The following is a 17,168-nucleotide window of genomic DNA, read 5'->3' as shown; positions in this document are numbered from 1 at the left end:
TGGCTTTCCCATGCTTTGGGCCAATTGTCATGTAGGCGAGTACGTCTCAAGGAGACACCATGGAAGGTAATACCGCCTGGCTGCTCACCAGCTCCGCGCTGGTGCTGCTGATGACGCCGGGTCTCGCGTTCTTCTACGGCGGCATGGTCCGCTCGAAGAGCGTGCTCAACATCATGATGCTCTGCTTCGGCGCCATGGGCCTGATCGGCGTGCTGTGGGTGATCTACGGCTACGGCATCGCCTACGGCGACACCATCGGAACGCTGTTCGGTTGGTCGTCCGACGCGATCGGGCTGAACGGTCTGATGGACCCGGCCGAGGACCCGACAGGGACGACGGTGGATGTCGCGTTCCAGGCGATGTTCGCCATCATCACGGTCGCGCTGATCGCGGGTGCCATCGCCGACCGGGTGCGGTTCGGGCCATGGCTGCTGTTCGCGGGCCTGTGGGCGACCCTCGTCTACTTCCCGGTCGCGCACTGGGTCTGGGGCGGCGGCTGGATCGCCGAGATGGGCGCGCTTGACTTCGCGGGTGGTACCGCGGTCCACATCAACTCCGGTGCCGCCGCGCTTGGCCTCGCGTTGGTGATCGGCAAGCGCAAGGGCTGGCCGAGGGAGCCGATGAAGCCACACAACTTGCCGTTCGTCATGCTCGGCGCTGGTCTGCTGTGGTTCGGCTGGTTCGGCTTCAACGCTGGTTCCGCGTACGCCGCCGACGGTGTCGCCGGTATCGCGTTCGTCAACACCCTGACGGCCACCTGTGCCGCGATGCTCGGCTGGCTGCTGCTCGAGCGCATCCGCGACGGTCACGCCACCAGTCTCGGTGCGGCGTCCGGCATCGTCGCTGGTCTGGTCGCCATCACCCCGGCGTGTGCCTTCGTCGACACCTGGGGCGCGCTGGCGATCGGTTTCATCGCCGGTGTCGTCTGCGCGCTCGCGGTGAGCCTGAAGTACAAGCTGGGTTACGACGACTCGCTCGACGTCGTTGGCATCCACATGATCGGTGGTCTGATCGGGACCGCGACGATCGCGCTGTTCGCCACCTCGACCGTCGACCCTGGTGCGGGCACCGAGGAGGCCTTCACCGAGGGCCTGCTCTACGGCGGTGGCCTTGACCTGGTCGTCCCGCAGCTCGCCGGCGCGTTCGGTGTCATGATCTACTCCTGCGCGGTGGCGATCATCCTGGGTCTGGCGATCCAGAAGACCATCGGCTTCCGGGTCAGCGAAGACGTCGAGACGTCTGGTATCGATGAGTCCGAACACGCCGAGGTCGCCTACGAGTTCGGCGCCCTGCGTGGCGGAAGGACCGGTGGCTCCGTCACCGCTCCGGCAACCAAGAAGCTGGAGGACAGCAAGTCATGAAGCTGATCACCGCCATCATCAAGCCGTTCACCCTTGACGATGTCCGCAACGCGCTGGAACAGCTCGGCGTGCTCGGCATGACCGTCAGCGAGGTGCAGGGCTACGGCAGGCAGAAGGGCCACACCGAGGTCTACCGGGGCGCCGAGTACGCCGTTGACTTCGTCGCGAAGCTGCGGGTCGAGGTGGTCACGGACGAGTCCAGTGTGGACAAGGTCATCGAGGCCATCACCAGTGCCGCGCACACCGGCAAGATCGGCGACGGCAAGGTGTGGGTGACCCCGGTCGAGCAGGTGGTCCGGGTCCGCACCGGTGAACGCGGCACGGACGCGCTCTAAGCGCCCGTGATCGCAGGGGAGCTCGTCGAAGCGGCCGAACGGCTGCTCGGCGGCAAAACCAAGAACGGGAGGATGGGGGCGGCGGCGCTGCGTGCGGCGCTGGTGGACCTCTACGAGTTCTGGCTGGGGAAAGGCGCGGCGGCGGCCGGCGTCGACACCGACCATCCCGGTGTCGCGCTGGTCGCCGTCGGCGGCCTCGGGCGCGAAGAGCTCGTGCCCTACTCCGATCTGGACCTGGTACTTGTCCACACGGGCATGCCAGGGATCGCCGAGACCGCGGACGCGCTGTGGTATCCGCTGTGGGACGCCCGCGTCGGACTCGACCACTCGGTGCGCACCACGTCGGAAGCGCTTTCCGTGGCACGCAAGGATCTGCGCACCCAACTGGGGTTGCTCGACGCCCGCTACATCGCGGGCGACGCCGAACTCGCCGCGTCGCTGGTGACCGCCGCGCGTGAGCAGTGGCAGCGCACCGCGCGCAAACGCGTCGGGGAGCTGGCCGACTCGGTGCGCCAGCGCTGGCGACGCACCGGCGAGATCGGCCAGTCCGCCGAACCCGACCTCAAGTACGGCGGCGGCGGGCTGCGCGACCTCGGACTGCTGGACGCGCTCTCAGCCGCCCAGCTCGTCGATCGGCCCGGTGACGAACTGCACCGCGCTCGCACGCTGCTGCTCGACGTCCGCACCGAACTGCGGCTAGAGCTTCGCCGTGACCGCGACGTCCTCGCGGCGCCGCAGGCCGACAAGATCGCCGCGACGCTGGGCTTCGACGACCGGTTCGCGCTGGCCCGCGAGCTGGCGGGCGCGGGCAGGGCCGTGCGCTACGCCGTCGACGTCGCGCTGCGTGCCAACACCGACACCCCGAAGCGCGCTTTCGGACTACGCGGTGCCCGTAAGCCCCTCGACGAGGGTGTCGTGCTGCATGGCAACGAGGTCGCGCTCGCCAAGGGGGCGCTGCCCGCCAAGGATCCCACGCTGCTGCTGCGAGTAGCTTCCTCCGCGGCGCGTACCGGCAAGCCGATCACCTACGCCGCGCTGCGCACGCTCGCCGACTCCGCGCCGGAACTCCGTACGCCGTGGCCCGCTGATGCCCGCCAGGAACTGACCGCTCTGCTTGGCGCGGGCGAGGGCCTGGTCGACGCGGTGGAGGCACTGGACAACACCGGGCTGTGGGCGCGGCTGTTTCCGGAGTGGGGAGCGGTCCGCGACCTGCCGCCCCGCGAGCCCGTGCATCGCTGGACCGTGGACCGCCACCTGGTGCAGACCTGCGTCGAGGCGTCCGCGCTCACCACCACCGTGTCCCGGCCCGACCTGCTCGTGCTCGGTGCGCTGCTACACGACATCGGCAAGGGGCGCGGCACCGATCACTCCGAGCTGGGGGCCGCGATCACCACGCAGGTCGCGCGGCGCATCGGTTTTCCAGGGCCAGACGTCGAGCTACTGACCGGCATGGTGCGGCACCACCTGCTGCTGCCGCACACCGCCCTGCGTCGCGACATCTCCGAACCGGAGACAGTGCAGCGCGTCGTGGCCACGCTTGACGAGAATCCGGTGCTGCTTGAGTTGCTGCACGCGCTCGCTAAGGCCGACGCGCTGGCGACCGGACCTGGTGTGTGGAGCGAGTGGCGGGCAGGACTGCTGCGGGAGCTGGTCGCGCGGTGCAAGGCGGTCATGCGGGGCGGGCCGCTGGTCACCGAGGAACCCCTCGACGAGCGACAGCGGGTGCTCGCCGAGACGGCGAAGTCGTCCGGTCGTACCGAGGTGCTGGTGACGTCGGAAGGCAACGTCGCCACCATCGCCATCGCCGCACCTCCGGGCGGCGACCTGCTCGCGCCCGCCGCTGGCGCGCTGGCGTTGCAGTCCCTTGAGGTGCACCAGGCGTCGTTGCACGTCCACGCCGGAGTACGGGTCGGGCTGTTCAGCGCATCACCCCGTTTCGGCACCCCACCCGACCCGGCGTTGCTGCGGGAGAAGCTCACCCGCGCGGTGAGCGTGCCGGACGCGCTCGGCGAGCAGTTGGCGTCGAAGGAACGCGACTACGGCGACCAGCCGCAACAGGCGGAGCCGAGAGTGCTGTGGTTCGACGAGGAGACCGAGGGCGCGGACACCGTGCTGCTTGAGCTGCGCGCCACCGACCGGATCGGGCTGCTTTACCGGGTCGCCGACGCGCTGCGCTCGTGTGACGCCGAAGTGCGCTGGGCCAGGGTGGCGACGCTGGGCGTGTCCTGCGTCGACTCGTTCGCGCTGCGGCCGAAGGGCGGGCGGGCTGACCTGGAGTGGCGGCGCGGTGTCGAGCGGGCGGTGCTGGCCGCGGCGACCGGCTGACGGGCATCCTCACAGGCGGCGCGCGTATGTGACGCGATACGGTGGTCATGAGGGTCCTTCCGCCCGCGCGGCGGGAAGGCAGCCACTTCATCGACCCGCTGGAGTATCCACTCGTGTTCGAGACCCTTTCCGACCGGCTCACCTCGGCCCTGCAGAACCTGCGTGGCAAAGGCAAGCTGACCGACGCCGACGTCGACGCCACGGCGCGCGAGATCAGGATCGCGCTGCTCGAGGCGGACGTCGCGCTGCCTGTGGTGCGCACCTTCATCAACCAGATCAAGCAGCGCGCCAAGGGCGCGGAGGTCTCGCAGGCGCTGAACCCGGCACAGCAGGTCATCAAGATCGTCAACGAGGAGCTTGTCGGCATTCTCGGCGGCGAGACCCGCAGGCTCAACCTCGCCAAGAACCCGCCGACGGTGATCATGCTCGCCGGTCTACAGGGGTCCGGTAAGACGACGCTGGCGGGCAAGCTCGCCATGCACCTGAAGAAGCAGGGCCACGCGCCGCTGCTGGTCGCGTGCGACCTGCAGCGCCCCAACGCTGTCACGCAGCTGCAGGTGGTCGGCGAGCGCGCGGGGGTGCGGGTGTTCGCGCCTGAACCGGGCAACGGCGTCGGTGACCCGGTCGCCGTCGCCCGCGACAGTGTCGCGGAGGCGCGCTCGGCGCAGCACGACGTCGTCATCGTCGATACCGCGGGTCGCCTCGGTGTCGACGAGGAGATGATGCGCCAGGCCGCCGACATCCGTGACGAGGTCGAGCCGAACGAGACGCTGTTCGTCGTCGACGCGATGATCGGTCAGGACGCCGTGTCCACGGCGGAGGCGTTCCGTGACGGTGTCGGCTTCACCGGCGTCGTGCTGACCAAGCTCGACGGTGACGCCCGCGGTGGTGCCGCGCTGAGCGTGCGGGAAGTCACTGGCGCACCGATCCTGTACGCGTCCAACGGCGAGAAGCTGGAGGACTTCGACGCCTTCCACCCGGACCGGATGGCGAGTCGGATCCTGGGAATGGGCGACATGCTCACCCTGATCGAGCAGGCCGAGCAGGCCTTCGACCAGGAGCAGGCAGAGCAGGCGGCGAGCAAGCTCAGTACCGGCGAGATGACGCTGGAGGACTTCCTCGACCAGATGCTCGCGGTGCGCAAGATGGGCCCTATCGGCAATCTGCTCGGGATGCTGCCGGGCGCGGGCCAGATGAAGGACCAGCTCGCGGGCATCGACGACAACTACCTCGACCGGCTGCAGGCGATCATTCGGGGCATGACGCCGGAGGAGCGAGCCAACCCCAAGATCATCAATGGCTCGCGTCGTTCTCGCATCGCCAACGGTTCCGGCGTGCAGGTCCGCGAGGTCAACGACCTGGTGAACCGCTTCTTCGAGGCCCGCAAGATGATGCAGCAGATGGCGGGTCAGTTCGGCATGGGTGGCGGGAAGAGCGCCACCAAGAAGCGCAAGGGCAAGAAGGGGAAGAAGGGCAAGAACAAGGGCCCCACGCAGCCCAAGGCGCGCGGCGGCTTCCCCGGCGGCATGCCGATGATGCCGCCGCCAGGTGGCGGCGGCCAGGGCGGGCCCGACCTTTCGCAACTCGGTGGTGGCATGAACGACTTGCCACCCGGCTTCGACCCCTCGAAGCTGAAACTGCCGAAGAAGAAGTAGCCCGGCAGCCTGCCGCCATGGCGCCATCACGGCACTGCCACGGCGGAGTCGAGGCGAATGATCGGAAGGCCAGTCGCAAGGTCGAGTCGAGGAAGGGGTTCTCGTGGCGCCGCTTCACCTGCACGGTGTTGTCCTGCCGGACGGTGAGGAACGCGACTTGTGGCTCGTGGATGGCAGAATCACGCACGAGCCGGTCGCGGGTGCGGAGACGGTGGTGCGCTCCGGGTATCTGCTTCCTGGGCTGGTGGACGCGCACTGCCATATCGGGATCGGCCCCACCGGCGGTGTGGACATCGACACTGCCGAGCGGCAGGCGCTCACCGAGCGCGATGCCGGGGTTCTGCTGGTGCGCGACTGTGGTGTCCCGATCGATACTCGGCCGTTGCAGGGGCGTTCGGACCTGCCACGCATCGTGCGTGCTGGTAGGCATCTGGCTCGGCCGAAGCGGTATATGCGCGGTTTCGGCGTCGACATCGAGAACCCGGATGCGTTGCCGGAGTTCGTTGCCGAGCAGGTCGCGTACGGGGACGGTTGGGTCAAGCTGGTTGGCGACTGGATCGACCGCGAAGTTGGCGACTTGGCGCCGCTGTGGCCGGACGACGTCCTCGACCAAGCCATCAAGGTGGCGCACGAGGGTGGCGCGCGGGTCACCGCGCACGTCTTCGGAGAGGCGGCGCTGCCGGGGCTGCTCGCCGCTGGCATCGACTGCATCGAGCACGGTACGGGCCTCACCGAGGAGACCATCGCCGAGATGGTGCGCCGCGACGTCCCGCTGGTGCCTACGCTGATCAACATCGCGAACTTCCCTGACATCGCGGCGCAAGCGGCCAAGTACCCTGACTACGCGGCACACATGCTCGACCTGCACGCCCGTTGCGACGACACGATCCGTGCCGCGCACGACGCTGGCGTGCGGCTCTACACGGGCACCGACGCGGGCAGCGTCGTCCAGCACGGTCGCATCGTCGACGAGATCGAGGCACTGCACCGGGTCGGTCTCACGCCGGAACAGGCGATCGGTGCCGCGTCGTGGCACGCACGGGAATGGCTCGGCTACTCGGGGCTCGTCGACGGCGCGGAAGCTGACGTTCTCGCCTTCGACTCCGACCCGAGGGACAACCTCGCCGTGTTGCGCGACCCATCGGCGATCGTGCTGCGCGGTGTGGTTGTGCGGTGAGCCACCGTGGTGAGCCCGGTGGGCAGGAAGACGCCGCGCTGCCTTCGGGGTCGTCGGAGTCGTCGCGTGCCAGGCTCGTGTTCGGTGCGCACTGGGCACTGCTGGCGTTCCTGATCGGCCTCGGTGGCTATCACCTGCTCAACGTCGTCTTCGCGGTGATCCTGCCCGGCACGGCGGAAAACGACTTCGGATCGGCGGTGGTACTGGCATTCGTGCCGACCGTGGCGCTGGCCGGTGGTCCCGTGATCGGCTCGCTGCTGTGGGGCGAAGGCCTGCCGCGGGACTTCCATCCGTTGCCGAACCGCCATGACCTGCGCGTCGGTTTGTTCTGCGGGTCGGCGGCACTGGTCGTCGCGTACGGGCTGACGTGGCTATTGCGGCCGGTGTACGGCGACCGCGAACTCTCCGACGCCCCGCTGCGCGATGTCTTGTCCGGTTTACACGGCTCGACGGTGGTGCTCATCACTGTCGCGGTGATCATGGTGCTGGCCGCGCCGCTCGCCGAGGAACTGCTGATGCGCGGGGCCTTGTGGCGGGCGCTAGCACACTACCGGGTACCGCCCTGGGCGGTGCTTGTCGTCACTTCGGTGTTGTTCGCTTATCTGCACACCGACTCCTCCCGCACGCTGGTGCTCGTCGGGCAAGGACTCGCCTTCGGTGCGGCTCGGTTGATCACCGGTAGGGTCGGGGCGAGTGTCGTCGCGCACGCGGTGAACAACACACCACCCGCGGCGCTGATCCTGGTGGGGGCATGGTGACGGCGGTGTCGGACGAGCGCACCTATCCGAGCCACCGCTGGGGTTTCGGAGCGTTCCTTCTCGTAGAGGCCTTGTTGCTGGCGACGGCGGCGCTGGTGTCGGTGTTACTGGCCGCCGACGAGCCACGCGAGTCGATCCCGGTGCGTGGCGTGTTGATCGGCACCATCGCGCCGACGGGTATCGCCGCGCTCGCCGCGTTGCTGATCACGGTCGTGCGTGGCAACGGCCCGATGACCGACCTTCGGCTGGAATGGCGCTGGGACGACGTCAAGACCGGGCTCCGGTTTGGTGCCATCGGGCTGGTCGTGACCACCGTCGGTGTGGCCGTCTGGACCAATCTCGTCGGCGAGGAGAACGCGCAGTCCGCCATCGGCACGCTGGTCGCGGACAAGCCCATGTCGGTCAGGGCCGCGTTGGTGATGTTCTGCTACATCTGGTTGGTCGGGCCGATCTGCGAGGAGATCATCTACCGGGGCTTGCTCTGGGGCGCTGTCGAGCGCTTGCATTGGGGGAGCGAGCGCTGGGGCCGCTGGGCGGCGTTCGTGCTTTCCACCGGTCTGTTCGCGGTAAGCCACCTCGAACCGCTGCGTACATCGCTACTGCTGGTCATCGCCATCCCGATCGGTCTGGCGCGGCTGGTGACCGGCAGGCTGCTCGGTAGTGTCGTCGCGCACCAGGTGAACAACTTCCTGCCCGCGGTGGCTATCCTGCTCCCAGCGCTCGGTGTCATGCAGTTCTGACGCGTGCTCCGCGATGCGGTCTTAGTGTCCGCGGGGCGGGTGGGCGCGGGGCAGACAGGTGCGTCTGGCAGAATGTTTGCTTGTCCGCTCCGGTCGGACCCCTCTCACCGCACCGGGGCCTACCAGAACTTCCGGCCGCGGCATCCGTCCCCACTCGGAAGCGCGCGCGGCCGAGCAGCGACCAAACGAGAGAAGCAAGGAGTCCCACACCCGTGGCCGTCAAGATCAAACTGCAGCGCCTCGGCAAGATCCGGGCACCGTACTATCGGATCATCGTCGCCGACGCTCGCACCCGTCGTGATGGCAAGGCCATCGAGACGATCGGCAAGTACCACCCGAAGGAAGACCCGAGCTTCATCGAGGTCGACTCCGAGCGCGCGCAGTATTGGCTGGGCGTCGGCGCGCAGCCGACCGAGCCGGTGCAGCGGATCCTTGAGGTCACCGGCGACTGGCAGAAGCACAAGGGCCTGCCTGGCGCGGAAGGCACCATGAAGGTTGCCGAGCCGAAGCCGACCAAGCAAGAGCTGTTCAACAAGGCGTTGGCCGAGGCGGGCGAGGAGCCCACCACCGAGGCGACCACGCCGAAGAAGAAGCAGCCCAAGAAGAGCACCAAGGCCGAGAACGCCGACGAGTCCGGCGCCGACGACAAGGCCGAGGCCAAGTCCGAGGAGGCGGAGTCGGCCGAGGACAAGGCGTGAGCTTCCTGGCCGACTCACTCGAACACCTCGTCAGGGGCATCGTCGAGCACCCGGATGACGTTCGCGTTGACCTGATCACCACTCGCCGTGGTCGCACCCTTGAGGTGCATGTGCACCCCGACGATCTCGGCAAGGTGATTGGCAGGGGTGGCCGCACCGCGACCGCCCTGCGCACCGTTATGGGTGGCATTGGCGGCAAGGGTGTTCGGGTCGACGTCGTGGATACCGACAGATAACCAGCGGCGGAAGTCAGTGGACGTCACTGTCGGAAGGGTCGCCAAGGCGCATGGCATCGGCGGTGAACTGGCCGTCGATGTCCGCACCGACTCACCGGAGCTGCGCTTCGCCGTCGGCGCCGTGCTGACGGCGAAGAAGCGCGGCCAACCAGCGCGTAGCCTGACCGTGGCGTCCGCCCGTTCTCACGGCAATCGGCTGTTGCTGCGCTGCGAAGAAGTGGCAGGACGCGACGATGCGGAGACGCTGCGCGGCGCATTGCTGCTCGCCGACACCGACGACCTGCCACCTACCGAAGATCCGGACGAGTTCTACGACCACGAACTCGCTGGGCTAGCCGCCGAGTTCGTCGACGGCACTCCCGCGGGCACCGTGCGCGAGGTGGTGCATGTCCCTTCGGGTGAACTGCTCGCGGTCGACGTCGACGGCAGCGACGTCCTTGTGCCATTCGTGAAGGCGATCGTGCCTACGGTGGACGTCGCGGCGGGTAAGGTCGTCATCGATCCGCCCGATGGTCTGTTCGAGTGACCATGCGCATCGACGTCGTCACCATCTTCCCGGAGTACCTCGAGCCGCTGCGTGTCGCGCTGCTCGGCCGTGCGATCGATCGCGGACTGATCCGCCTCGACGTTCATGACCTGCGGGACTGGACCCACGACGTGCACCGCGCGGTGGACGATGCCCCCTATGGCGGCGGGCCGGGCATGGTGATGAAGCCGCAGGTGTGGGGGGAGGCACTGGACGACGTCGCGCCGGAAGGCACCGGCGCGCGCTTGGTCGTGCCGACCCCTGCCGGGCGACCGTTCACCCAGTCGCTCGCGCACGAGTACGCGAGCGAGTCCCACCTGATCTTCGCCTGCGGCCGGTATGAGGGCATTGACCAGCGCGTCATCGACGACGCGGCGCGTCGGATGCCCGTCGATGAGGTCTCCATCGGCGACTACGTGCTTGTCGGGGGCGAGGCCGCGGTGCTTGTCATCGTCGAGTCCGTCGTTCGGCTCCTGCCAGGGGTGCTCGGCAACCCGGCATCCGCCAAGGAGGATTCGTTCACCGGTGCGCTGCACGGTCTGCTGGAAGGCCCCAGCTATACCCGTCCGGAGCGGTGGCGCGGTCTCGTTGTGCCTGATGTCCTGCGCTCAGGTGACCATGCCAAGATCGACCGCTGGCGGAGGGACCAGGCGTTGATCCGGACCTTCCTGCGGCGGCCAGATCTACTCGACGCGCTGCCGGAAGAGGACCTGGACGCCGCTGATCGGAAACTGCTGGCTGAGCTGCGCGAGCAAGGGGAGTAACCATCAGTGACCCCCCGGATGCCGGAGCCAGCTCGCTGTCTGTAATACTTGCCTGGTTGGCGCGGCCGGTGTCGGCGCGCCCGCATCCTTGAGGCGACTCGCACCATGCTCGAAGCGCGCCTCTGCGAGTACGTAGACCCAGTGCGAACGATGAGGACGGACCACCGATGAACACCCTGGACGCTCTTGACGCCGAGTCGCTGCGTTCCGACATTCCGGACTTCCGGCCAGGCGACACGTTGAAGGTTCACGTCCGCGTCATCGAGGGCAACCGGGAGCGCACCCAGGTGTTCCAGGGCGTGGTCATCGCGCGCCAGGGCGGCGGTATCCGCGAGACCTTCACCGTGCGCAAGGTCTCCTTCGGCGTCGGTGTGGAGCGCACCTTCCCACTGCATTCGCCGAACATCGCGAAGATCGAGGTCGATAAGCGCGGTGTCGTCCGCAGGGCGAAGTTGTACTACCTGCGCGACAAGCGCGGTAAGGCCGCCAAGATCAAGGAGCGGCGAGAGGCTCCTTCCGCCTCCTGATACCGCACGCGGTGCCGTAACCTGGCATTGTGGTCGACGTTGTGTCAGCGAGCGGTGCGGAAGGCGAGCGTCGGCCGCGGCGTTATCGGGTGAACGACGAGTCCGCCGGGCCAAGGCCTTCGCGCGGCGCGCATCGGATCAGGAAACCGAGGAAGCAGCGGTCGTTCTGGAAAGAACTGCCGATCCTGATCGTCGTCGCGCTCGTGCTCACCTTCGCGATCCAGCACTTCGTCGCGCGTGTGTACATGATCCCGTCCGGCTCGATGGAGCAGACGCTGCACGGCTGCCCCGGTTGTACGCCGGACCGGGTGCTGGTGGACAAGATGATCTACCAGTTCACCGATCCAGAACCCGGTGACGTCGTCGTCTTCAAGGGGCCGGGCCCGTGGACGGAGAACGACGTTCCGCTCGACACGTCTGGGGAGAGCCTCACCGACGTGTTTCAAGATTTCGGGTCGCTGGTCGGCCTCGCGCCGCCGGATGAGCGGGACTTCGTCAAGCGCATCATCGCCGTTGGCGGCCAGACGGTCCGCTGCTGTGACGGCAACAACCGCGTCGTCGTCGACGGCAAGCCGCTCTACGAGCCTTATCTCTACTGGTCGTCGCCGTATAACCAGGAGCAAGCGGAGTTTGGTCCCGTGACGGTGCCAGCTGGCAGCGTGTGGGTCATGGGGGACAACCGGAACAACTCCAGCGACTCCCGCGTGCAGGGTGGTGGCGGCGTGCGGGGTGCCGTCCCTGTGGAGAACATCATCGGCAAGGCCCGGCTCATCGTGCTGCCGCCGGGCCGCTGGGGCTCGGTGAGCGACTACAACCCGCAAAAGGGACTGCCGCTGCCTTGATCAGGGCTCGCGACCGCCCTGATCGGACACGCCTCGGTCCGACTCAGCGCCGCCACCTGGTTCCCGTAACCTTGCGCACGTGTCCGATGACGTGACTGACGACGATTACGGTGACGAGCCACACGAGGAGACGGACCGGCGGCGTACACCGCGCAAGAAACGGTCGTTCTGGAAAGAGCTCCCGATTCTGATCCTCGTTGCGCTGCTGCTGACGTTCGTGATTCAGCAGTTCATCGCGCGGCCGTACATGATTCCGTCCGGTTCGATGGAGCAGACGCTGCACGGTTGTACCGGCTGCACACCGGACCGGGTGCTTGTCGACAAGCTGGTGTACCGGTTCAGCGATCCCGAGCCGGGCGAGGTCGTCGTGTTCCGGGGTCCGGACACGTGGCTCGACGGCGCCGAGACATCGGACTCCGAGAACATCTTCGCCGGGTTCGTGCAGTATCTCGGCTCCCTTGTCGGGCTCGCGCCCGCGGACGAGCGGGACTTCGTCAAGCGCATCATCGCCACCGGCGGGCAGACGGTGCGCTGTTGCGATGAGGACAATCGCGTCGTCGTCGACGGCGAACCGCTTGACGAGCCTTACGTCTACTACCCGCCTGGTGGTGAGCACCAGCATGACCCATTCGACCCCGTCACGGTGCCGGAGGACATGGTGTGGGTGATGGGAGACAATCGTGGCAACTCCAGCGACTCGCGAGCGAACGGTCCCGTGCCGGTGGACAACATCATCGGCAAGGCTCGCGTCATCGTGCTACCGCCGGGCCGCTGGGGTGTCGTCAGCGACCACAATCCACAGCAGGAGGCGAGCGGGTGACGGCTTCGGCGTTGCGTCCGGCGCGGGTGCCGATCCGATACGACTCGGGAAGCTGGGGTTTCCAGAGTGCGCTGGACCGGCGAGGGCTCGGACCGGTAGCGGGAGTCGACGAGGCGGGCAGGGGTGCCTGCGCCGGCCCGCTCGTCGTCGCGGCGTGTGTCTTACGTCCTGGTGACGGCACCCGATTCGCCGACCTGACCGACTCGAAGTTGCTCACACCCGCCGTGCGGGAACGGATCTACGATCAGGTACTGGCGCGGGCGGTGACGTTCGCGGTCGTGGTGATACCGCCGGAAGAGGTCGACGCCGACGGTGTACACGCGGCGAACATCGCGGGCATGCGGCGCGCGGTGGCGCGGCTGGACCGGCATCCCGGCTACGTGCTCACCGACGGCTTTCGGGTACCTGGGCTGACCGCGCCGAACGTGCCGGTGGCGAAAGGTGACCGCATCGCGGCCTGCGTGGCCGCCGCTTCGGTGCTCGCCAAGGTCACGCGCGATCGGATCATGGTTGATTTGCACGATGAGTTCCCCGTGTACGGTTTTGACGTGCACAAGGGGTACAGCACCGGTGATCACACCGCCGCGCTCACCGCGCACGGACCGTGCGAGATGCACCGTTGGTCGTTCGCCAATGTCGCCATCGCCGGGCGTGATCACGGCAGGGTGCCACCTCGGCGGGTGTTACGGAGCGCCGCGTCGGTGCGCGCGGTCGCCACGGGATCGCTGTGTGCTGACGAGGGCGCCGTGAGTCAGAATGGATTGACCGTGGACACGACAGCCGACCTGCGGGCGGGAGGGACATCAGCACGATGAGCGCGGAAGATCTCGAGAAGTACGAGACGGAGATGGAACTCTCGCTTTACCGGGAGTACCGCGACATCGTCAGCCAGTTCACCTATGTCGTCGAGACAGAGCGGCGGTTTTACCTGGCCAACGCGGTGGATGTGCAGGTCCGCGACGCCGGTGGCGAGGTGTACTTCGAGGTGAGCATGTCCGACGCCTGGGTGTGGGATATGTATCGCCCTGCCCGCTTCGTGAAGAACGTTCGAGTTATTACGTTCAAGGACGTCAACGTCGAAGAACTGGACAAGCCCGACTTGCGGCTGCCCGAAGACGGGCCGTTCGCGGGCTGAGCGCGCGGGCTCGGAGGCGGGTCGTTCGCCGAGCCGACGTGGGTTCACCGCTGGCCCAGTGCGCCGTTCGCTTACCGGGTTATCCACCGCGCCGAGTTGTCCACAGGCGCGGATCCGGTCTGGTCTGACCGCCAATCGCCGCGTGATCGTTGTGTCGCCACACACGACGGTCTCGGAACGGGGGTAGGCGATGGCGGCCGACAGTCGCGGCGGCGCCACGGCGCGGCAGGAACTGGGTCGCGAGGGGGAGGAACTCGCGGCGCGTCATCTTGAGCGGCAGGGCTTTACGGTGCTGGCGCGCAACTGGCGGAGCAGAGCGGGCGAACTGGACATCATCGCATCGCGCGGCACACTCCTGATCGTCTGCGAGGTCAAAACCCGCTCCGGGACCGGGTTCGGCGTCCCCGCCGAGTCGGTGACACGCACCAAGATCGCGCGTATCCGCAGACTCACGCAGCTGTGGCAGTGCACCTACCACCGGCCGTGGGGACAGACTCGTTTCGACGTGATCAGCGTGCTGTTCGACCAGGACGGCCAGGCGTGGTTGCAGCACATCGAGGGCGCGTTCTGATGCCGATCGCGCGGACGTGGTCCATCGCGCTGTTCGGTGTGTGCGGTATCCCGGTCGAGATCGAGGCGGACATCGGTGTCGGCCTGCCGGGTACGACGCTGGTCGGGCTGCCAGATCCCGGTTTGCGGGAAGCCAAGGATCGAGTGCGCTCGGCCGTGCGCAACTCGCGGTGCGACTGGCCCAACCGGAAGCTGACGCTCGGTTTGTCCCCGGCGAACCTGCCGAAGGTCGGCTCCGCGTACGACCTGGGTATCGCGCTGGCGGTGCTCGCGGCCGCGGGCACGGTGCCGGAGGGCAAGCTCGCGGGCACCGTGCTGCTCGGCGAGCTTTCGCTCGATGGCAGGATCCGGCCGGTGCGCGGTGTGCTACCGAGCGTGCTTTGCGCCCGCGACCACGGTCTCCGCAGGATCGTCGTCCCCAACGACACGCTCGCCGAGGCCGGTCTGGTGGACGGCGTCGAGGTGCTTGGTGCGGGCAGCCTCGCCGAGGTACTCGCGTGGTGTCGTGGCGCCGTAGCGTTGCGTCCCGCACCCGAACCACGCGCCCATGCCGCGCCCACCGTCGCGGACCTCGCCGACGTCACTGGCCAGCCGGAGGCCCGGTGGGCGCTCGAGGTCGCCGCCGCCGGCGGCCATCACATTTTGTTTCTTGGTCCCTCCGGCACAGGGAAAAGCATGCTGGCGCGACGGCTACCAGGCCTGTTGCCGCCGTTATCGATAGACGAGGCGTTGGAAGTGACGGCGGTGCACTCGGTCGACGGCTCCCTCTCGCCGGATGCGCCTCTGGTACGGACACCGCCGTTCATCGCACCCCACCACTCCATCTCGATCGCCGCGCTTGTTGGTGGCGGGGCGCGGCTTGCCGCACCAGGGGCGATCAGCAAGGCCCATCGCGGGGTGCTGTTTCTCGACGAGAGCTGCGAGTTCGGTGCGAATAGTCTGGACTCGCTGCGTACCGCGCTCGAGGAAGGCGAGGTCCGGCTGGCAAGGGCGCGTGGCGTCGTCACCTATCCCGCGCGCTTCCAGCTGGTGTTGGCCACGAACCCGTGCCCCTGTGCCTCACCCACGGAGTCCGACTGCACCTGCAGCGCCATGACCCGACGGCGCTACCTCGGCAAATTGTCAGGGCCGCTCCTTGATCGAGTTGACATCAGTGTCCAGATGCGTCCGGTCACCACTATGCACGCCCACCTCGCGGAACGGCCCGAGTCGACCGCGACGGTCCGGGAGCGGGTCGTCGCGGCACGGGGCAGGGCACGGCAACGATGGGCTGAGCACGGCTGGCTCACCAACGCCGACGTGCCAGGACCTCGCCTGCGCACGACCGCCGCGCCCGATAGGGACGCGACCGCGTTGCTCGACCGAGGACTGCAGCGCGGGTTCCTCACGGCACGTGGGGCGGACAAATGCTTGCGGCTCGCATGGACGCTCGCTGATCTCGCTGGCCGGAGCCGGCCTGGTGTCGACGAGGTCGCGGCGGCGATGGACCTGCGGGACAGGACGGCGATATGAGCGATATCAGCGAGATCCGGCTCGCCCGCGCGTACCTGCTCACGGTTGCTGAACCACCCGCACCCGCCGTGTCGGCGCTGATCGCGAAATGCGGTCCGATCGACGCCGCCCACCGGGTACGAAACGGGGAGGTGCCCGATGCTGTCGCCAAGGAAACAGCGGCACGCAGCCGACGCGAGATCACCGAGAAGGATCTCGCGCACGCCAAAGAAGCCGGGACCCGGCTGATCATCCCGGAGGACGACGAATGGCCGCGGTGGCCGCTGCTGTCGCTGCGGGTGGCCGACGGGCGCGGTGTGCGGGGAATGACCGGTCCCATCGCGCTGTGGGGACGCGGTCCCGCCCGGCTTGACGAGATTCTCGATCGCTCGGTTACCGTCGTCGGTTCTCGTGCGGCGACCGGCTACGGCGAGCACATCGCCGCTGAGTGGGCCTACGCCTTGGCGCGGTCTGGCGTGACGGTGCTTTCCGGCGCGGCGTATGGCATCGATGGGGCGGCGCACCGTGGCGCGCTCGCGGCGGGTGGGCCGAGTGCGGCCGTGCTCGGCTGTGGGCTCGGCGCCGGCTACCCAGCCGGACATCACACGCTACTGCGGCGTATCGCCGAGTCCGGCGTCGTCCTCAGCGAGTATCCGGACACGACACCGCCAGCACGGCACCGGTTTCTCGTGCGGAACAGATTGCTGGCCGCTCTGAGCGCCGGTTCGGTTGTCGTAGAAGCTGATCTGCGCAGCGGCGCGCGCAATACCGCGGGCACCGCCGCCGCGCTCGGCAAGGCGGTCATGGCCGTGCCAGGACCGATCACGTCACGCACGTCGTCCGGCTGCCACGAGATGCTCCGTTCAGGTACGGCGAGGCTGGTCACAACGGCTGACGATGTGCTGGAAGACGTCGGCAGACTTGGTATCGACCTGGCCGTGCCCGCCGCCAAGCCCTCTCGTGATACCGATCGCCTCAGCGGCGACGCGTTGCGGGTGTATGACGCACTACCGCCGCGGGCTGGCCGGTCGGTCGACTGGATCGCCGCTGAGGCGGGTGTGCCCACCACCAAGGCTCGTGCGGTGCTGTGTGCGCTCGAACTCGATGGCTTGAGCCAGCGCTGCGATGCGGGCTGGCGGCGTGGCACTGGTCGCGGACGGCGCGACACGGGCTGATGGTGCTTGACGACGCGTGTCCGCTCGCGCAGC

At 68.0% G+C, this 17,168-nt stretch carries 19 protein-coding genes; all 19 read left to right on the top strand.

The genetic code is table 11. The features are described from left to right. The first annotated feature begins 59 nt into the window (after positions 1–59). Positions 60–1,361 (top strand): ammonium transporter, encoded by a 1,302-nt coding sequence (locus ACFQGD_RS22105; protein WP_345400932.1) that lies wholly within the window; start codon positions 60–62, stop codon positions 1,359–1,361. Further along, positions 1,358–1,696, top strand: a complete 339-nt coding sequence (locus ACFQGD_RS22100) for a P-II family nitrogen regulator (protein WP_345400935.1) — start codon at positions 1,358–1,360, stop codon at positions 1,694–1,696. The genes ACFQGD_RS22105 and ACFQGD_RS22100 overlap by 4 nt, the downstream gene beginning before the upstream one ends. Positions 1,697–1,702: 6 nt before the next feature. Beyond that, positions 1,703–4,021 (top strand): [protein-PII] uridylyltransferase, encoded by a 2,319-nt coding sequence (locus ACFQGD_RS22095; RefSeq protein ID WP_345400938.1) that lies wholly within the window; start codon positions 1,703–1,705, stop codon positions 4,019–4,021. 113 nt (positions 4,022–4,134) lie between these two features. Beyond that, positions 4,135–5,676 (top strand): signal recognition particle protein, encoded by a 1,542-nt coding sequence (gene ffh, locus ACFQGD_RS22090; RefSeq protein ID WP_345401094.1) that lies wholly within the window; start codon positions 4,135–4,137, stop codon positions 5,674–5,676. 103 nt (positions 5,677–5,779) lie between these two features. Then, positions 5,780–6,853 (top strand): amidohydrolase family protein, encoded by a 1,074-nt coding sequence (locus ACFQGD_RS22085; protein ID WP_345400941.1) that lies wholly within the window; start codon positions 5,780–5,782, stop codon positions 6,851–6,853. Beyond that, on the top strand, positions 6,850–7,611 hold the full coding sequence (locus tag ACFQGD_RS22080; RefSeq protein WP_345400945.1) for a CPBP family intramembrane glutamic endopeptidase: 762 nt from the start codon (positions 6,850–6,852) through the stop codon (positions 7,609–7,611). The genes ACFQGD_RS22085 and ACFQGD_RS22080 overlap by 4 nt, the downstream gene beginning before the upstream one ends. Continuing rightward, entirely contained in the window at positions 7,605–8,351 is a 747-nt protein-coding gene (locus ACFQGD_RS22075) for a CPBP family intramembrane glutamic endopeptidase (protein WP_345400948.1), read from the top strand. The genes ACFQGD_RS22080 and ACFQGD_RS22075 overlap by 7 nt, the downstream gene beginning before the upstream one ends. Before the next feature lie 212 nt (positions 8,352–8,563). Beyond that, positions 8,564–9,049 (top strand): 30S ribosomal protein S16, encoded by a 486-nt coding sequence (gene rpsP, locus ACFQGD_RS22070; protein ID WP_345400950.1) that lies wholly within the window; start codon positions 8,564–8,566, stop codon positions 9,047–9,049. After that, positions 9,046–9,285: an RNA-binding protein gene (locus ACFQGD_RS22065; protein ID WP_345400953.1), complete on the top strand. Its 240-nt coding sequence runs from the start codon at positions 9,046–9,048 to the stop codon at positions 9,283–9,285. Before rpsP ends, ACFQGD_RS22065 begins: the two co-directional genes overlap by 4 nt. Before the next feature lie 16 nt (positions 9,286–9,301). After that, positions 9,302–9,811: a ribosome maturation factor RimM gene (gene rimM / locus ACFQGD_RS22060; RefSeq protein ID WP_345400956.1), complete on the top strand. Its 510-nt coding sequence runs from the start codon at positions 9,302–9,304 to the stop codon at positions 9,809–9,811. Between the two features lie 2 nt (positions 9,812–9,813). Then, on the top strand, positions 9,814–10,575 hold the full coding sequence (trmD, locus tag ACFQGD_RS22055; RefSeq protein WP_345401097.1) for a tRNA (guanosine(37)-N1)-methyltransferase TrmD: 762 nt from the start codon (positions 9,814–9,816) through the stop codon (positions 10,573–10,575). Between the two features lie 167 nt (positions 10,576–10,742). After that, positions 10,743–11,102 (top strand): 50S ribosomal protein L19, encoded by a 360-nt coding sequence (rplS, locus tag ACFQGD_RS22050; protein WP_345400959.1) that lies wholly within the window; start codon positions 10,743–10,745, stop codon positions 11,100–11,102. Positions 11,103–11,131: 29 nt separating this feature from the next. Next, positions 11,132–11,944 (top strand): signal peptidase I, encoded by an 813-nt coding sequence (lepB, locus tag ACFQGD_RS22045; RefSeq protein ID WP_345400962.1) that lies wholly within the window; start codon positions 11,132–11,134, stop codon positions 11,942–11,944. 79 nt (positions 11,945–12,023) lie between these two features. Continuing rightward, on the top strand, positions 12,024–12,764 hold the full coding sequence (lepB, locus tag ACFQGD_RS22040) for a signal peptidase I (RefSeq protein WP_345400965.1): 741 nt from the start codon (positions 12,024–12,026) through the stop codon (positions 12,762–12,764). Further along, positions 12,761–13,579, top strand: a complete 819-nt coding sequence (locus ACFQGD_RS22035; protein ID WP_345400968.1) for a ribonuclease HII — start codon at positions 12,761–12,763, stop codon at positions 13,577–13,579. Before lepB (ACFQGD_RS22040) ends, ACFQGD_RS22035 begins: the two co-directional genes overlap by 4 nt. Then, positions 13,576–13,899 (top strand): DUF2469 domain-containing protein, encoded by a 324-nt coding sequence (locus tag ACFQGD_RS22030; protein WP_034273369.1) that lies wholly within the window; start codon positions 13,576–13,578, stop codon positions 13,897–13,899. Before ACFQGD_RS22035 ends, ACFQGD_RS22030 begins: the two co-directional genes overlap by 4 nt. Before the next feature lie 190 nt (positions 13,900–14,089). After that, positions 14,090–14,470: a YraN family protein gene (locus ACFQGD_RS22025; protein WP_345400976.1), complete on the top strand. Its 381-nt coding sequence runs from the start codon at positions 14,090–14,092 to the stop codon at positions 14,468–14,470. Further along, positions 14,470–15,981, top strand: coding sequence for a YifB family Mg chelatase-like AAA ATPase (locus tag ACFQGD_RS22020; protein WP_345400979.1), 1,512 nt, complete (start codon positions 14,470–14,472; stop codon positions 15,979–15,981). The genes ACFQGD_RS22025 and ACFQGD_RS22020 overlap by 1 nt, the downstream gene beginning before the upstream one ends. Next, complete coding sequence (gene dprA / locus ACFQGD_RS22015) at positions 15,978–17,135, top strand: DNA-processing protein DprA (protein WP_345400982.1); 1,158 nt, start codon at positions 15,978–15,980, stop codon at positions 17,133–17,135. Before ACFQGD_RS22020 ends, dprA begins: the two co-directional genes overlap by 4 nt. Positions 17,136–17,168: the final 33 nt, after the last annotated feature.

Origin of the sequence: Haloechinothrix salitolerans (assembly GCF_042662605.1) — a bacterium.
Taxonomy (GTDB): Bacteria; Actinomycetota; Actinomycetes; order Mycobacteriales; family Pseudonocardiaceae; genus Haloechinothrix_A; species Haloechinothrix_A salitolerans.
Note: the sequence above shows the minus strand (reverse complement) of the source record. Positions and strands in the feature narration are given on the sequence as shown.